Annotated in this window: 14 protein-coding genes and 2 pseudogenes; 10 read left to right on the top strand and 6 right to left on the bottom strand. The window is 71.4% G+C overall.

Features of this window, described 5'->3' with window-relative positions; genetic code table 11:
- Positions 1-182 precede the first annotated feature (182 nt).
- Positions 183-1,004 carry an SDR family NAD(P)-dependent oxidoreductase gene (locus ACFU7Y_RS26915; RefSeq protein WP_380769911.1) on the bottom strand — a complete coding sequence of 274 codons (822 nt, stop codon included), beginning with the start codon at positions 1,002-1,004 and terminating at the stop codon, positions 183-185.
- An 879-nt stretch (positions 1,005-1,883) separates the two neighbouring features.
- Complete coding sequence (locus ACFU7Y_RS26910) at positions 1,884-2,492, bottom strand: XRE family transcriptional regulator (RefSeq protein ID WP_224279189.1); 609 nt, start codon at positions 2,490-2,492, stop codon at positions 1,884-1,886.
- A 112-nt stretch (positions 2,493-2,604) separates the two neighbouring features.
- Here ACFU7Y_RS26910 and ACFU7Y_RS26905 point away from each other — a divergent pair, with 112 nt between their 5' ends.
- The gene (locus tag ACFU7Y_RS26905) at positions 2,605-3,423 is read left to right on the top strand and encodes an MBL fold metallo-hydrolase (protein ID WP_224279191.1); all 819 of its coding nucleotides are present in this window, start codon (positions 2,605-2,607) and stop codon (positions 3,421-3,423) included.
- Between the two features lie 61 nt (positions 3,424-3,484).
- Here ACFU7Y_RS26905 and ACFU7Y_RS26900 read toward each other — a convergent pair.
- The 3 genes and pseudogenes from ACFU7Y_RS26900 to ACFU7Y_RS26890 form a co-directional block, all read right to left on the bottom strand.
- A pseudogene (locus ACFU7Y_RS26900) lies at positions 3,485-3,697 on the bottom strand (helix-turn-helix domain-containing protein); the annotation flags it as partial.
- 16 nt (positions 3,698-3,713) lie between these two features.
- A pseudogene (locus ACFU7Y_RS26895) lies at positions 3,714-4,153 on the bottom strand (DUF6879 family protein).
- Positions 4,154-4,208: 55 nt separating this feature from the next.
- Positions 4,209-4,412, bottom strand: coding sequence for a hypothetical protein (locus ACFU7Y_RS26890; protein WP_380769912.1), 204 nt, complete (start codon positions 4,410-4,412; stop codon positions 4,209-4,211).
- Positions 4,413-4,679: 267 nt separating this feature from the next.
- Here ACFU7Y_RS26890 and ACFU7Y_RS26885 point away from each other — a divergent pair, with 267 nt between their 5' ends.
- From ACFU7Y_RS26885 to ACFU7Y_RS26855, 7 genes are all read left to right on the top strand, one after another.
- A complete protein-coding gene (locus tag ACFU7Y_RS26885; RefSeq protein ID WP_380769910.1) occupies positions 4,680-5,030 on the top strand; it encodes a hypothetical protein in 351 nt (116 codons plus the stop codon).
- 131 nt (positions 5,031-5,161) lie between these two features.
- A complete protein-coding gene (locus ACFU7Y_RS26880; RefSeq protein WP_380769908.1) occupies positions 5,162-6,325 on the top strand; it encodes a PLP-dependent cysteine synthase family protein in 1,164 nt (387 codons plus the stop codon).
- On the top strand, positions 6,322-7,599 hold the full coding sequence (locus tag ACFU7Y_RS26875) for an MFS transporter (protein WP_224279199.1): 1,278 nt from the start codon (positions 6,322-6,324) through the stop codon (positions 7,597-7,599). Before ACFU7Y_RS26880 ends, ACFU7Y_RS26875 begins: the two co-directional genes overlap by 4 nt.
- A gap of 275 nt (positions 7,600-7,874) precedes the next feature.
- The gene (locus tag ACFU7Y_RS26870; RefSeq protein ID WP_224279201.1) at positions 7,875-8,084 is read left to right on the top strand and encodes a hypothetical protein; all 210 of its coding nucleotides are present in this window, start codon (positions 7,875-7,877) and stop codon (positions 8,082-8,084) included.
- 506 nt (positions 8,085-8,590) lie between these two features.
- Entirely contained in the window at positions 8,591-8,926 is a 336-nt protein-coding gene (locus tag ACFU7Y_RS26865) for a helix-turn-helix transcriptional regulator (RefSeq protein ID WP_224279202.1), read from the top strand.
- Complete coding sequence (locus tag ACFU7Y_RS26860; protein ID WP_224279204.1) at positions 8,926-9,654, top strand: cation transporter; 729 nt, start codon at positions 8,926-8,928, stop codon at positions 9,652-9,654. Before ACFU7Y_RS26865 ends, ACFU7Y_RS26860 begins: the two co-directional genes overlap by 1 nt.
- Positions 9,651-10,265 carry an isoprenylcysteine carboxylmethyltransferase family protein gene (locus ACFU7Y_RS26855; protein ID WP_224279207.1) on the top strand — a complete coding sequence of 205 codons (615 nt, stop codon included), beginning with the start codon at positions 9,651-9,653 and terminating at the stop codon, positions 10,263-10,265. Before ACFU7Y_RS26860 ends, ACFU7Y_RS26855 begins: the two co-directional genes overlap by 4 nt.
- A gap of 108 nt (positions 10,266-10,373) precedes the next feature.
- Here ACFU7Y_RS26855 and ACFU7Y_RS26850 read toward each other — a convergent pair whose 3' ends face one another.
- A complete protein-coding gene (locus ACFU7Y_RS26850; RefSeq protein ID WP_224279208.1) occupies positions 10,374-11,090 on the bottom strand; it encodes an NAD(P)-dependent oxidoreductase in 717 nt (238 codons plus the stop codon).
- Between the two features lie 93 nt (positions 11,091-11,183).
- Here ACFU7Y_RS26850 and ACFU7Y_RS26845 point away from each other — a divergent pair, with 93 nt between their 5' ends.
- Both ACFU7Y_RS26845 and ACFU7Y_RS26840 read left to right on the top strand, forming a co-directional pair.
- A complete protein-coding gene (locus ACFU7Y_RS26845) occupies positions 11,184-11,867 on the top strand; it encodes a TetR/AcrR family transcriptional regulator (RefSeq protein ID WP_380769906.1) in 684 nt (227 codons plus the stop codon).
- Between the two features lie 557 nt (positions 11,868-12,424).
- Positions 12,425-12,781, top strand: a complete 357-nt coding sequence (locus ACFU7Y_RS26840) for a beta/gamma crystallin domain-containing protein (protein ID WP_224279214.1) — start codon at positions 12,425-12,427, stop codon at positions 12,779-12,781.
- Positions 12,782-12,845 lie beyond the last annotated feature (64 nt).

Below are 12,845 nucleotides of genomic sequence, written 5' to 3'. Positions count from 1 at the left end.
GGCCTGACGACGGACCCCAGGGGCCGAAGGCACGCACCCGGTGCCGGTGGCACGCGGCACCGGGTGGGTCTGTCGGGTTACCGGCAAGCCTTCCGGCCGTGGTTCGCCTTCTTCTTCCGACGGGCCTTCTTCTTGCGGGCGCGCTTGGACATCGCGGTTCCTCCGGTTCTTCGGGTTACGGTTCAGGCGGCCTGGTCGACCAGTTGGTCGGCGAGCTTGGCAAGCCGCTTCAGCGAGCGCTCCTCCTGCGCAGCCGGCGCCGTCTGCGCGACCGAACCGCCCTCGTAGTAGGCGCCGTTGACGACGACCTTCTCCGGCAGGCAGAGCTGTACGACGGCTGCCGCGCCCTCCACGGCCGGCGCGCCGGTGCGCCCGTACAGCGGCAGCAGCGCGGTGGCGCACTGGCCGGGGTTGAGGCTGACGGCGGTGATGCCCGAGTCGGCCGGGGCCATGTCGGCGGTCGCCATGGTGAGCGCGAGCTGCGACTGCGCGTACGCGGCGACCCGCGAGTACTTCTTCACCCGGTGCGGGTCCGACCAGTTCATCGAGGCGGTGCGGTGCAGCGAGGAGGAGACGTTGACGATCCGGGCGTCGCCGGCCGCCGAGAGCGGCGCGCGCAGCAGCTTCGCCAGCAGGTGCGCGGCCAGGAAGTTGACCTGGAGCGAGACCTCGTTGCCGTCGTCGGTGAGGGTGCAGCGCTCGGGCGCCATCGCGGCGGCGTTGTTCACCAGCAGGTCCAGCGCCGGGTAGTGCTTGACGACCGTGCCGGCCAGCACCGCGACCTCCGCGAGGCGGGTGAAGTCGGCGGCCAGCTCGACGAGTTGGTCCCGCCGAACGCCCGCTTCGACCAGCCGGGCGACGGCGTACTCCGCCTCGGCGGCGGTGCGGGCGTGCACGAGCACGGTCGCACCGTGCCCGGCGAGCAGCCGGGCGGTCTCCCAACCGATCCCGGAGGAGGCGCCGGTGACGAGGGCGGTGCGAGCGGACAGAACAGCGTCGGACATGACCCATCCAAGGGTGGAAGGCACCGGCGGGGTGCGGAGGCAGAGCGGCACGAGGCCGCTCGGTTCCGGGGCCGCCGGCGCGGGAAAGGTGTGATGCGATGAGAAGAGGCGCGTCCGTCCCCTGGCGCTCGGAGCCGGTTGGGGCTGAGGGACGGGCGGCGGTGATCGGCACGGATTCGGTCTACGGCACCGAACCCGCGCCCACGGCCGGCGGAGAGCGGGTAGCGGCTCGGCTCTACCGGACGGCGGTGGCGACCGCGACAGCGACGATCCGCGGCCGACTATGCGGCGGGCGGTCGTGGTGGCGTGTCGAGCGGTGCATGTGCTCCATCAAAGCCTGCCCTTGTGTCCGGGGCAAGCTCGTTCACCCTCCCTGACGAACCCCTGACGACCTGTCGACACGTTACTGACGTGCCGTTGACGCGCCCGCCCGGACCGGCGACGGGCGCGCGCCGGCTCTCGCCAATGTTCCGTCAGCAAGGGCCCTGCCCCTGCCAGACTTTCGTCAACGATCCGACGGGGGTGCTCTCGGCCTGCCGTACTGGACCGGTGTCCCTCGCTGCCCTTCCCACCGCCGGCCTGTCCACCCACGAGCGCCCCGGCGCGAACGTCCTTCCCAGCCGTGCCGCACGGAGCGCCCACGGCGGCATGGTGGGCGGACGCCCCGGAGGCCGCGCGGGCGCTGCTGGTCCACTGCGGACCCGAACGCCTGCTGCACGGGGACCCGGCCCACCTGGACCCGAACGTCCTGGCCGTTTCGGCCGAGGCCAGTTCCACGCCCCGGACCGCTTCCTGCCCCTGCTGGGCCGCACTTTCGCCTACCTCACCCCGTGGGTACGGGCGCTGCCACGGAGATCCAGGCCCGCAAGCTGCCGCCGATCAGGTTCTGCGCGAGATGACCATGATGTATTCGCAGGGAGCGTTCGTCGGGTTGGCGAAGCCATGGTCCGCGTCGGCTTGGAAGAAGAGGGAGTCGCCTGTGTTCAGGGTCTCGCTGATTCCGCCGATCGCGACGGTGAGCGTGCCTTCGAGCACCACGAGTTGTTTCTCCGAACCCGGCGGATACGCGGGCAGCAGCCCGGTGGAGACCTGCGCGGGGAGGTAGTGGACGACCATCTCGGCTCCTCCCGCGCCCGGGGCCGCTGACACCATGTGCCGCTCGAAGCCGGTTTCCGGGTCACGGAAAACGGGGCGATCGTTCTTGCGCATGACAACGGCCACACCGGACGCGGCAGCATCCGGCGCACCGATCAGGTCCGAGAGCGACGTGTCGAGCGCGTGGGCGATCCTGGACGCGACGCCGATCGTCGGGCTCTTCTCACCGCGTTCGACCTTCGACAGCATCGCCCGGCTGACCGACGACTGTGTGGACAGCTGCTCCAACGTCAGGCCCGCCTCCTCACGGCGTCGCCGGACGTTACCGCCGAACGCACCGGCCAGGTCGTCACCGTGCTGTGGTTCGGCCGCGTTTCCGTCTTGCTTGACCACCGTGCTCCTCGATCGATGGGTACCTGGCTGCCCAGAGTGTAGTGTTTCTTCTAAAGAAGACAGAGTCTTCTATCGGAGACGCGCGACGTGCGCCCAACACGACGGAGGTTCCATGCGTTTAGTCTCAAGTGGCCGGCACCATGCCACGTTCGAGTTCGGCGACCTACAGGTGATCTCGTTGCGGGACGGGTACATCGACATGCCGCCGACACGGCTCCGTGACGAGGACGGGCGCACGCTCGATGCGCTGCCGGCCGCCGTCCCGCTGGCCGGCGACAACTTGCGGCTGTCGGTCAACGCCTTCTTCGTCACCGACGGCACGCGGTCGGTTCTCATCGACACCGGCGCGTCCAACGCCTGGCACGACCCCACCATGGGATTGATCTACGACGCGCTCGACGAAGCGGGAATCGACCGCGCGCGTGTCACCGATGTGGCCATCACCCACAAGCACGAAGACCACGTGAGCGGCCTGATCGCACCGGACGGTTCAGAGGCGTTCACCGAACTCGAACGCGTGTGGATCGGCGCGGGCGACACCTCGGTGTTCACGGGGCGGCTCGAGCCGATCCGCGACCGGGTCGTACCCGTGTCGGAGAAGGTCGCGATCAACGACTGGACCACCGCGATCCCGACACCGGGCCACACACCCGGTCACACCGTCTACGACATCCGGAGCGGCACCGGCCACCTTCTCGTCTGGGGCGACACCGTTCACGTTCCCACCCTCCAGTTCGATCAGCCGAACGTGTCCTGGGAGCTCGACGGCAACCAGTCCCAGGCCCGCGCCGCGCGCGCGGCCCTCCTCGAACAACTGACCCAACCACACCACTTCGTAGCCGGCGCCCACCTCGACTCACCCGGCATCGCCCGCGTAGCCCCCTCCGGCGGCGGTTACGCGCTGGAATACCTCGCACCACCGATCGGCTGATCGAGCCTGTCGGCTCCGGAGCGCACTCGCGATGGCCGCCAAGGAGGGCAAGCTCCGCGGACCGGCAGCCACCGATGCCGCACACCGCGCACCAGGCACGGATCTGCTGGTCGTTCGGCGCGGTCTTGGCGTTGATGATGCGGGAGGCGGTGGCCGCCATCCATCCGCAACGGTCGGCGAGCTGCTTGCCGGTGAGGCCGGCGTCCAGCATCAGCTCGTGCAGGCGGTCCGCGACGGCTTTGCGGACCGCCTGCGCGCTGGAGGACGGGGACATGGACACGGTGCTGGGGTCAGGCCGAGTACCGCTCGTGCAGGATGAAACACTCCCAGACCAACTCGAATGCCTGGGCGCAGTGCTTCGCCGGGGCGGGGTCGCGGAGGATCTCCTCGCCCATCTCGGCGAGCTGCCCGTCGCCGGTGAAGTGGCGGTAGTGCACCACCTGGTCGTCGAAGACCCAGAAGTCCAGGCCCGGCAGGCACAGGTCCTTCGTGTTCCGGCGTGACAGCCATCGGACCTGTTCGCCGGCGGCGAGATTCCCGTGGGTCAGGTCGTGCTCGTAGCGGATGCAGTCGTGGACCGGCTCGGAGACGATCCGCGCCCGCCGCACCACCACCCCGCGACCGCGGCCGCGGCGACCGCGTCGTGCCATCCGTGCCGCCAGGAGGCGCGACCGGCCGGCTCCAGGCGCTTGCCGTACTGCCAGGCGATGAACTCCGGACCGTCGAGCATGTGATGGTCGCGCATGTCCAGATGCGCTGCCGAGCGCTGCGCTCGGGCGAGCAGCTTACGAACCGGTGTTGCCACGTTGCGCCTCTTCGTCGGGCCGCGGGATGAACTGCAGCATGTCGGCGGGCAGCCGGATCACCGTCTCGTGCTCCGGGACATCGGTCGTGTGGACGGGCACCGATCCGACCACCTGCGCCTGTGTGGAGGCGGTCAGCACCGCGGCCGAGATCCCGTTGATGGCGGCCACCGCCGTGCCGGCCACAGTCGCGGGGTGGCGCGAGCGCACCTGGCGGGCGCCGGTGGTGGCTACCCCGTGCGGGTGACGCCACGCCCGGCAATCGAGTTGACGGGTGTCCCGCTGTTCGAACGGCTCGGGCGGCCGTACCCGTGTGGCCGCCGGGCGACGGCCGACGACGTGAGGGCCATGCCGCCCTGAATCGCACATCTTCCAAAGGAAGCCTCACGTGTCCGATCGTGTACTTTCGGTGACATGACTGGACGGTTCGGTGCGCAACGCGGGTGGAGGCTCGTGTGTGTCGCCGCCGTGCTGTCCGCGCTCGTCCATCTGCTGGCCTGCGCGCACGGCCCGCTCGCGGGTGCCCTGCCCAAGGCGGACTCCGTCCCCAGCGTGACGGCGCACTGCCCGCCGGCCTCCGAGCGGCACGGTGAGGCACCGCAGCAGGCCGAATGCCAAGGCGTCGACCAGCCGGTGACCGTGCACCAGCTCGACACGGTCCTTGACGAGTCGATCGAGAGCGCTCCGGTAGCCCTCCTCGCCCCGGTGTCCCCGGCCGTGCCGACCCGGTGGCACCGGGCACACGGGGCGACGGACCGTGGCGGTGGCACCGCGAGAGCGGAACTCGGGATCTGGCGGACCTGACAGGGCCCGGCGTCGCGGCGTGCCCTTCCGCACCCTGAAGGTGCGCGGCGCCGTGACGGCCGTTGACGCCCTGACCGTCCGACACCCACGACGGCCCGCCCAGTGAAGGCGGGCCGCAGGAGGGCCCTGTCATGAACCGCCCCGTCCAGCACCTCGTGCACCTCGACGTCCCCGCCACGCCCGCACAACTCCTCGCCGCGGCTGCGCTGCCCGCCCACACGCCCGCCGGCCTGGTCGGCGACACGCCGGTGCTGTGGATCGGCGAGCCGTTCACCGCCCCCGGCCACGGCTTCTGGGCCAAACTCGAAGGCCGCAACCCCGGCGGCATCAAGGACCGGCCCGCCCTGCACATGGTCCGCGCCGCCCGCGACCGCGGCGACCTGCGCCCCGGTGCCCGGATCGTGGAATCCACCTCCGGCACCTTGGGCCTTGGCCTCGCCCTCGCCGGGGTCACCTACGGCCACCCTGTCACCGTTGTCACCGACCCCGACATCGAACCCCTGATGACCGGCATGCTCACCGCCCACGGCGCCGAGGTCGTCGTCGTGGACACCCCGCACCCCGAAGGCGGCTGGCAGCAGGCCCGACGCGACAAGGTCCAGGAACTGCTCGCCGCCCACCCCGGCTCCTGGTGCCCCGACCAGTACAACAACCCCGACAACGTCGCCGCCTACCGGCCGCTCGCCCACGAGCTCATCGCCCAACTGGGCCGCATCGACGCCCTCGTGGTCAGCGTCGGCACCGGCGGCCACTCCGCCGGCATCGCCGGCGTCCTTCGCGGCTACTTCCCCCACCTGCGCGTCGTCGGCGTCGACACCACCGGCTCCACGATCTTCGGCCAGCCCGCCACCTTCCGCCTCATGCGCGGCCTGGGCAGCAGCATCTACCCCCGCAACGTGGACTACCGCCTCTTCGACGAGGTCCACTGGGTCGCCGCACCCGAAGCCGTCTGGGCCGCCCGCGCCCTGGCCACCTCCCGCTACGCCAGCGGTGGTTGGAGTGTCGGCGCGGTCGCCCTCACCGCCCGCTGGCTCGCCGCCACCACCCCGCCCGAGACCCGCATCACAGCCGTCTTCCCCGACGGCCCCCAGCGCTACATCGGCACGGTTTTCAACGACGACTACTGCCACACCCACGATCTGCTCGGCCACCTGCCGCCCGAGCACCCCGACGAGATCTCCCACCCCGCCGAGCGCACCGTCACCCGCTGGACCCGCTGCCGAACCGTCCTCGACCCGCTGGCCCCCAGCACCACACCAGCCGACCTGCGCGACCTCGCAGAGGCCACCCGATGAAGAACCTGTGGCACCAGACCCGCAGCTTCAGCTCCACCGCACAGCTGCTGATGGCCAACCAGTTCGCCATCAACCTCGCCTTCTACATGCTGATGCCCTACCTGGCCACCCACCTCGCCGACGACCTCCACCTCGCCGCCTGGACCGTCGGCCTGGTCCTGGGCGTGCGTAACCTCTCCCAACAGGGCATGTTCCTCATCGGCGGCACCATCGCCGACCGCTACGGCTACCGCGTCCCCGTCATCGCCGGTTGCCTGCTGCGCGTCGCCGGATTCGCCCTGCTCGGCTGGGTCGACTCGCTGCCCGCCCTGCTCGCCGCTTCCGCCGCTACCGGCTTCGCCGGCGCGCTGTTCAATCCGGCTGTCCGCGCCTATCTGGCCGCCGAGGCAGGCGATCGCCGCGTCGACGCCTTCGCGACCTTTAACGTCTACTACCAGGCCGGCATGCTGCTGGGCCCGCTCGTCGGACTCGCCCTGCTCGCCGCAGACTTCACCGCCGTCTGCTCCACCGCCGCCGCGATCTTCGCCGCCCTCACCGTCCTGCAGTGGCGCGCCCTGCCCGCCCGCCAGGGCGAACAGGAACAGCTCGCGGACGGGGAACGCACCGGCGTCCTCACCCAGTGGCGCACCGTCGTCGCCAACCGCCCCTTCCTGCTCTTCTCGGCGGCGATGATCGGCTCCTACATCCTCACCTTCCAGGTCTACCTTGCCCTGCCTCTGGCTGCCGGCCTGGCCCTGGGCGACGACGGAACCAAGGCCACCACCGGGCTGTTCATCGTCTCCGCCGCCGTTGCCGTCGCCGGACAACTGCGCCTGACCGGCTGGGCGAAGCACACCTGGACCGCGCCCCAGGCACTCGTGCGCGGACTCGCCGGGACGGGGCTGGCGTTCGCCCCCCTCGCGCTGGTGCCCCCGAGCGCCGGCCGGCAGGGTGCGGTGGCTCAACTGGCCGCGCTCACCGTGGCGGTGGCCCTGCTCGCAGCGGCGAGCGCGGTGGTCTACCCCTTCGAGATGGACACCGTCGTCATGCTGTCCGGCAACCGGCTCGTCGCCACCCATTACGGCTTCTACAACACCGTCTCCGGGATCGGCATCACCCTCGGCAACCTGGCCGTCGGTGCCCTGTGGGACTTCGCGGTGAAACGCGGCGCTCTGTTCGTCCCGTGGCTGGCCCTGGCGGCGACCGGCCTGCTCTGCGCTGCCGCCGTGCACCGCCTCGCCCGCGGTGGCCGGCTTCACCGCGCTCGGCAGGAGACCGTTCCGGCACCGGCCTGACCAGCTTGTCTCAAGGCCCTACCGGGTCGTACCGTCGCCCGGCCGATTGCCTACCGCCGAGGCCGGGCGGCGGCACGCACGAAGGATCGGACCACTTCGCACACTCCCGGGAGTTCCGCGTGCACCCACGTCTGTTCGCAGCCTTGGCCGCTATCCTCCTCGGTGTCCTCGGCATCGGGTCGGTCGCCGTCACCGGCTGGGCCCCGCCTCGCAGTACGGCCGCTTCCGCGCCGGACGGCACGGCTTCGGCCGCCGTGGCGCCCGGTGGAACAGCGGTGCCCGCTGCAGACCCGCCGATGTGGACCCGCACCACCCTGCGGAACAAGGTGATGACCGAGATGGAGCAGGCCGATCCCGGCGTCGCGCTCGCGGACCTGGACGGCATCACCAAGGACAAGTGCGCCGCCATCGGCGACCAGGCCGAGCGGGACTGTCCAACGACGCTGTCGGGAAGTTCGGTGGGCGTGGCGCTGGTGGCGCCGTGACGCCACGACACCACGGTGGGAGCTGGCGGCCTGGGCGGTGCCCCGGCTCGTTGGGCAGCGGCGCCGATCGCGCGCCCGGCTCGTTGCCCGGCTGGCTCCCGAATCACTTACCCAGGCGGCCCGCCCAGCAGGACGCCTCGTCACGCCGGGTACCGGCTGGGTGTCTGTCGCGCTGTCGCGTCCGCCGTACTCCCCGGCTCCGCCGCTGTACACAGCCACGGCCAGGCACGACAGCGCGACAACCGTGGCAGCTGTACAGCAACCCGGCGTCACCTTGATGACGGACCTGGGGGTCATCAAGGTTTCCGGTGGAGACCTTGATGACCGCCCCAGGCCAGGTTGCCAATCTACCGAAGAACGGGTTGCGCCGCCTGCCCGAAGCCCGCTCTGAGGGGTCGTTCGGCTGCCTGCCCGATGGTCTTCAGGAAACGATCGTTTCTTGAAGGCCTCCGACCGTTCTTCAGTTCAGGCTTTCCTGAATCCAGGTTTCTTTGTACTGTCGGCGCGTGCTGACTCTCGCCTCCGAGATCGAGGTCCTCGCGCGGTTCGGCCGCGCGCTCGCCGACCCGATCCGCTGCCGCATCCTGCTCGCCCTGCGCGAGGCCCCGGCCCATCCGGCCGACCTGGCCGAGGCCCTGGGCGTCTCCCGCACCCGGCTGTCCAACCACCTGGCGTGTCTGCGCGACTGCGGCCTGGTCGCCGCCGTCCCTGTCGGCCGCCGCACCCGCTACGAGCTCGCCGACGAGCGGCTCGGCCATGCGCTGGACGACCTGCGGACCGCCGTCGTCGCGGTCGCCACGGACCGAACCTGTGTCGACGCGGACGAGAAGGGCTGCTGCTGATGGCGACGATCTCGCTCGGCCCCTCCCCCGCCCGCCGCGACGCGCTCACCCGGCAGATACGGCTGCTGGTGGCCGCCACGATCACCTACAACGTGATCGAGGCGATCGCCGCCATTACCGCCGGCACCGTCGCCTCCTCCACGGCGCTGGTCGGCTTCGGCCTGGACTCGATCATCGAGGTGTCCTCCGCCGCCGCGGTCGCCTGGCAGTTCTCCGCCCGGGACCACGCCGTGCGCGAGGCCCGCGAGAAGACCACCCTGCGGATCATCGCCGTCTCGTTCTTCGCGCTCGCCGCCTACGTCGCCGTCGACTCGATCCGGGCACTGACCGGCGCCGACGAAGCCGAACACTCCATCCCCGGCATCGCCCTGGCCGCTCTGTCCCTGGCGATCATGCCGTTCCTGTCCGCCGCCCAGCGCCGGGCCGGCCGCGAACTCGGCTCCGCCAGCGCGGTCGCCGACTCCAAGCAGACCCTGCTGTGCACGTACCTGTCCGCAGTCCTGCTGGTCGGCCTGGCCCTGAACGCCGCCCTCGGCTGGTCCTGGGCCGACCCGGTCGCCGCCCTGGTCATCGCCGCCATCGCTGTCAAGGAAGGCCGCGATGCCTGGCAGGGCAAGGGCTGTTGCGCGCCGTCGGCCTCCGACACCTCCTCGGTGGCGAAGGGCGACGGGTGCGGCTGCGGGTCGGGCTGCTCCTGCTGCCCGTCCGGTGCGGAGACGGCCCGGTGACGGGCTGGGCCCAGACGGCGCTGGCCCTGTACGTGGGGTGGGCGGGGTACGCCTTCGGGGTGCGGGCGGCCGTCCAGCGTCGGCGGACCGGGGACGCGGGCTTCCGCGGGATCTCCGGGCCGCCCGGTTCGGCGTCCTGGTGGGCTGGGGTGCTGTTCGTCCTCGCCCTGGCCGGCGGGGCCGCCGCCCCGATCGCCACGGTGGCCGGGCTGGGCAGCCTCCCGGCCACCGGCGGCACGACCGTACGGTGGGCCGGACTGGTCATCGCCCTGGTCGGCGTCGCGGCCACCGCCGGCGCGCAGAACGCCATGGGCGCCTCCTGGCGGGTGGGCGTCCAGGACGGCGAGCGCACCGCGCTGGTCACCGGCGGCGTCTTCGCCTTGATGCGCAACCCGGTGTTCACCGCGATGACCGTCACCGCCGTCGGTCTGGCGCTGATGGTCCCCACCGTGATCGCCGTCCTCACCCTGGCCGCCCTCGCCGCCGCGATCCAGCTGCAGGTGCGGGTGGTGGAGGAGCCGTACCCGGACCGCACCCACGGCTCCGCCTACGCCGTGTACACATCCAAGGCCGGGCGCTTCGTGCCCGGCATCGGCCGCCGGAGGGCGTGAGCGGCAACCGCATGCCGTGCTGCCCCGGACCGAGCCGGTCCGGGGCAGCGGTGCGTCACGGCACCACGCCTGCCTCCGGCCTTCCGCCGCAGCAGCCCGCGGCAGCCCTCAGCCCTGGCCTCGGGTACCGCCGGCGTGGGCGAGCGCGCTGGGGGTCAGGCGGCCGACGATCGCCGGGGCCTCCCGGACGAGAGCGTCCGTGGTCAGCGCCTCCACCATGAACAGCGCGAAGTCCACCCGGCGTGTCAGGTTGCTCGCCAGCACCGGGTCGCCCACGTGCCGGCTCCACACCGGCAGGCCCTGGCTCGCGCCCTCCTCCAGGTCGCTACCGCGCACCATGGTCCACCGGGTGTCGCTGGCGAACACCCGCCGGCACGCCTCCACTTGGTCGTCGATCTCGACCGCGCGGACGAGCTTGCCCAGGACGGCGGCGATCCGCAGGCCCAGGGTGAACATCCGCGAGTACCGGTCCTTGCCGTCGCGCGTGATGTGCCAGCCGCAGGAGAACACCAGGCGCGCGCCCGGCCGGGCGTGGTCGAGGACCGCCTGCGCCGTACCCGACGCGTACTGCTGCACGCCCCAGGGCACCAGCACCGTCAGCACCCCGTCGCACCCGGCGACCGCCCGGCGGATCACCTCCGGGTCGTTCGTCGCCCCGGGGACGACGGTGATCCGCCCCTCGAACGCGGCCAGCTTCGGCACACTGCGCTCCCGGCAGACGCCGACCACCTCGTAGCCGCGTTCCAGCGCGTGTCCGACCATGTACTGCCCCAGCTTCCCCGAAGCCCCGATGATGCAGACCTTCTCCACGTGATCCTTGCCCATGGCGCAGCCCCTTCGCGGACATGGCGACCTTATGTTGTAAGGCACGTTAGCCTTACACCATAAGGCAGTCAATGGACGTGCAGGAGGAGACGGATGCCCGAGGAAGGCAGGGGCCGGCGCGGGAAACCGGCCCGCACGCCGCTGAGTCGTGAGCGCGTGATCCGGGCGGCGGTGGAGGTGGCGGACGAGAAGGGGTCTGCCGCGCTCACCATGCGGGCCATCGCCCAGCCGCTGGGGGTCGAGGCGATGTCGCTCTACCACCACGTGGCAGGCCGGGAGGAAATCCTCGACGGCATGGTGGACGCGGTGTTCGGCGAGATCGAGCTCCCATCGCACGGCGCCGACTGGAAGAGCGCCATGCGTCGGCGCGCGGTCTCCGCGCGCGCTGCCCTCCTGCGCCACCCATGGGCGATCGGCCTCATGGACTCCCGCGCCCAGCCCGGCCCGGCGACCCTGCGCCACCACGACGCCGTCATCGGCGCGCTGCGCGCCGGCGGATTCTCCGTGCCGATGACCGCGCACGCGGTCTCGCTGATCGACAGCTACCTGTACGGTTTCGTGCTCCAGGAGGTCAGCCTGCCGTTCAAGGGCGGGACGGAGCCGGCCGAGGTCGCGGGTGCCATCCTGAGCGGGATGCCCGCCGACGCCTACCCCCACCTCGCCGAGCTGGCCACCGAACACGTCCTCAGGCCCGGCTACGGCTATGCCGACGAGTTCGCCTTCGGCCTCGCCCTCATCCTCGACGCCCTCCACCCGGACGGGGCCCCGGGCGCGTAGCCGGCCCGCGCCTCGTGCCCGCGGGACTGTGCCCGCACTTCACCGCCGCACCACGCTGCCCGTCCACACCGGCAGGGCACCGGCACTTCCGGGGCGGTCGGCGGGGGATGTCAGTGGACGCCGTCGGGGTGGAAGCCCGGAGAGCCCAGCTTCTCTTGATCGCCGTGGCTGATCAGCAGGCCCGACCAGTCAACACGCAAGCCACGGGCGCCACTGTCATCGGCGTCGTCCACAAGAACGAACTCGACTGACCCCAGCCGCCCCTGACGCGGGCCCGGCACGCGCTCGCCGCCCGCCGCACGCGCGGGTGAGCGCCACGATCGGGTGATGTCTCGGCCCGTCGGTTCGCATTCGGAGTGTTGGGGCCGGATGGGGGACGAGGGGTCACTACTTTGAGATCTCGGGTCCTGCGGCCGTGTCACTGACAGGCACGCCCGTGAGGAGCCGGACCGGTGCGCGGTCGGCCGTTCCCGAATCGGCAGAGCACCGTTCCCGTCATGACGTGACGTCACCGACAACGCCGGGCCGCGCCCCGGCCCTCGTACGAGGGAGAAACCGTGATCTCGAAGACCAAGAGGGCCATCTGTTCCATGGCCATGGCGCTCGCCGCAGCCGCCACGTTCACCGTCGGCCCGCCGAGCGCCGACGCCTTCGCCATCGACCACGTCCAGTGTGACGGGGGCCGCAATGACTTCCTGAAGATCTGGTCGCACCTCGACGGCCGTGACAGCGTCGACTGCTACGCGAACGGGGGGAGGACCGACTTCGGCGGGTGGTGGGTCGACCGGATCTCCACGGGCAACAACGACCTGACCTACTTCGACGTGAACGGTGACTCCGTGAGGATCACGCGCTGGACCGACATTACCTTCCCGAACCGCCCGCCGAGGGTCGCCGCCATCCAGATCGGGTGACACGGCGGCATCCGGTCGCTGCACATGCCGGTGCCGGTCACGCCCCTCCGGGCGTGCCCGGCAT

It is taken from the genome of Kitasatospora sp. NPDC057542 (genome assembly GCF_042801945.1).
Taxonomy (GTDB): domain Bacteria; phylum Actinomycetota; class Actinomycetes; order Streptomycetales; family Streptomycetaceae; genus Kitasatospora.
This window is presented reverse-complemented; position numbering and strand designations above follow the sequence as displayed.

Coding starts and splice junctions, on each gene's coding strand:
- ACFU7Y_RS26905 (WP_224279191.1), top strand. CDS start 2,605: ATGCGTTTAGTCTCAAGTGGCCGGCACCATGCCACGTTCGAGTTCGGC.
- ACFU7Y_RS26860 (WP_224279204.1), top strand. CDS start 8,926: ATGGCGACGATCTCGCTCGGCCCCTCCCCCGCCCGCCGCGACGCGCTC.
- ACFU7Y_RS26880 (WP_380769908.1), top strand. CDS start 5,162: ATGAACCGCCCCGTCCAGCACCTCGTGCACCTCGACGTCCCCGCCACG.
- ACFU7Y_RS26915 (WP_380769911.1), bottom strand. CDS start 1,004: ATGTCCGACGCTGTTCTGTCCGCTCGCACCGCCCTCGTCACCGGCGCC.
- ACFU7Y_RS26875 (WP_224279199.1), top strand. CDS start 6,322: ATGAAGAACCTGTGGCACCAGACCCGCAGCTTCAGCTCCACCGCACAG.
- ACFU7Y_RS26850 (WP_224279208.1), bottom strand. CDS start 11,090: ATGGGCAAGGATCACGTGGAGAAGGTCTGCATCATCGGGGCTTCGGGG.
- ACFU7Y_RS26845 (WP_380769906.1), top strand. CDS start 11,184: ATGCCCGAGGAAGGCAGGGGCCGGCGCGGGAAACCGGCCCGCACGCCG.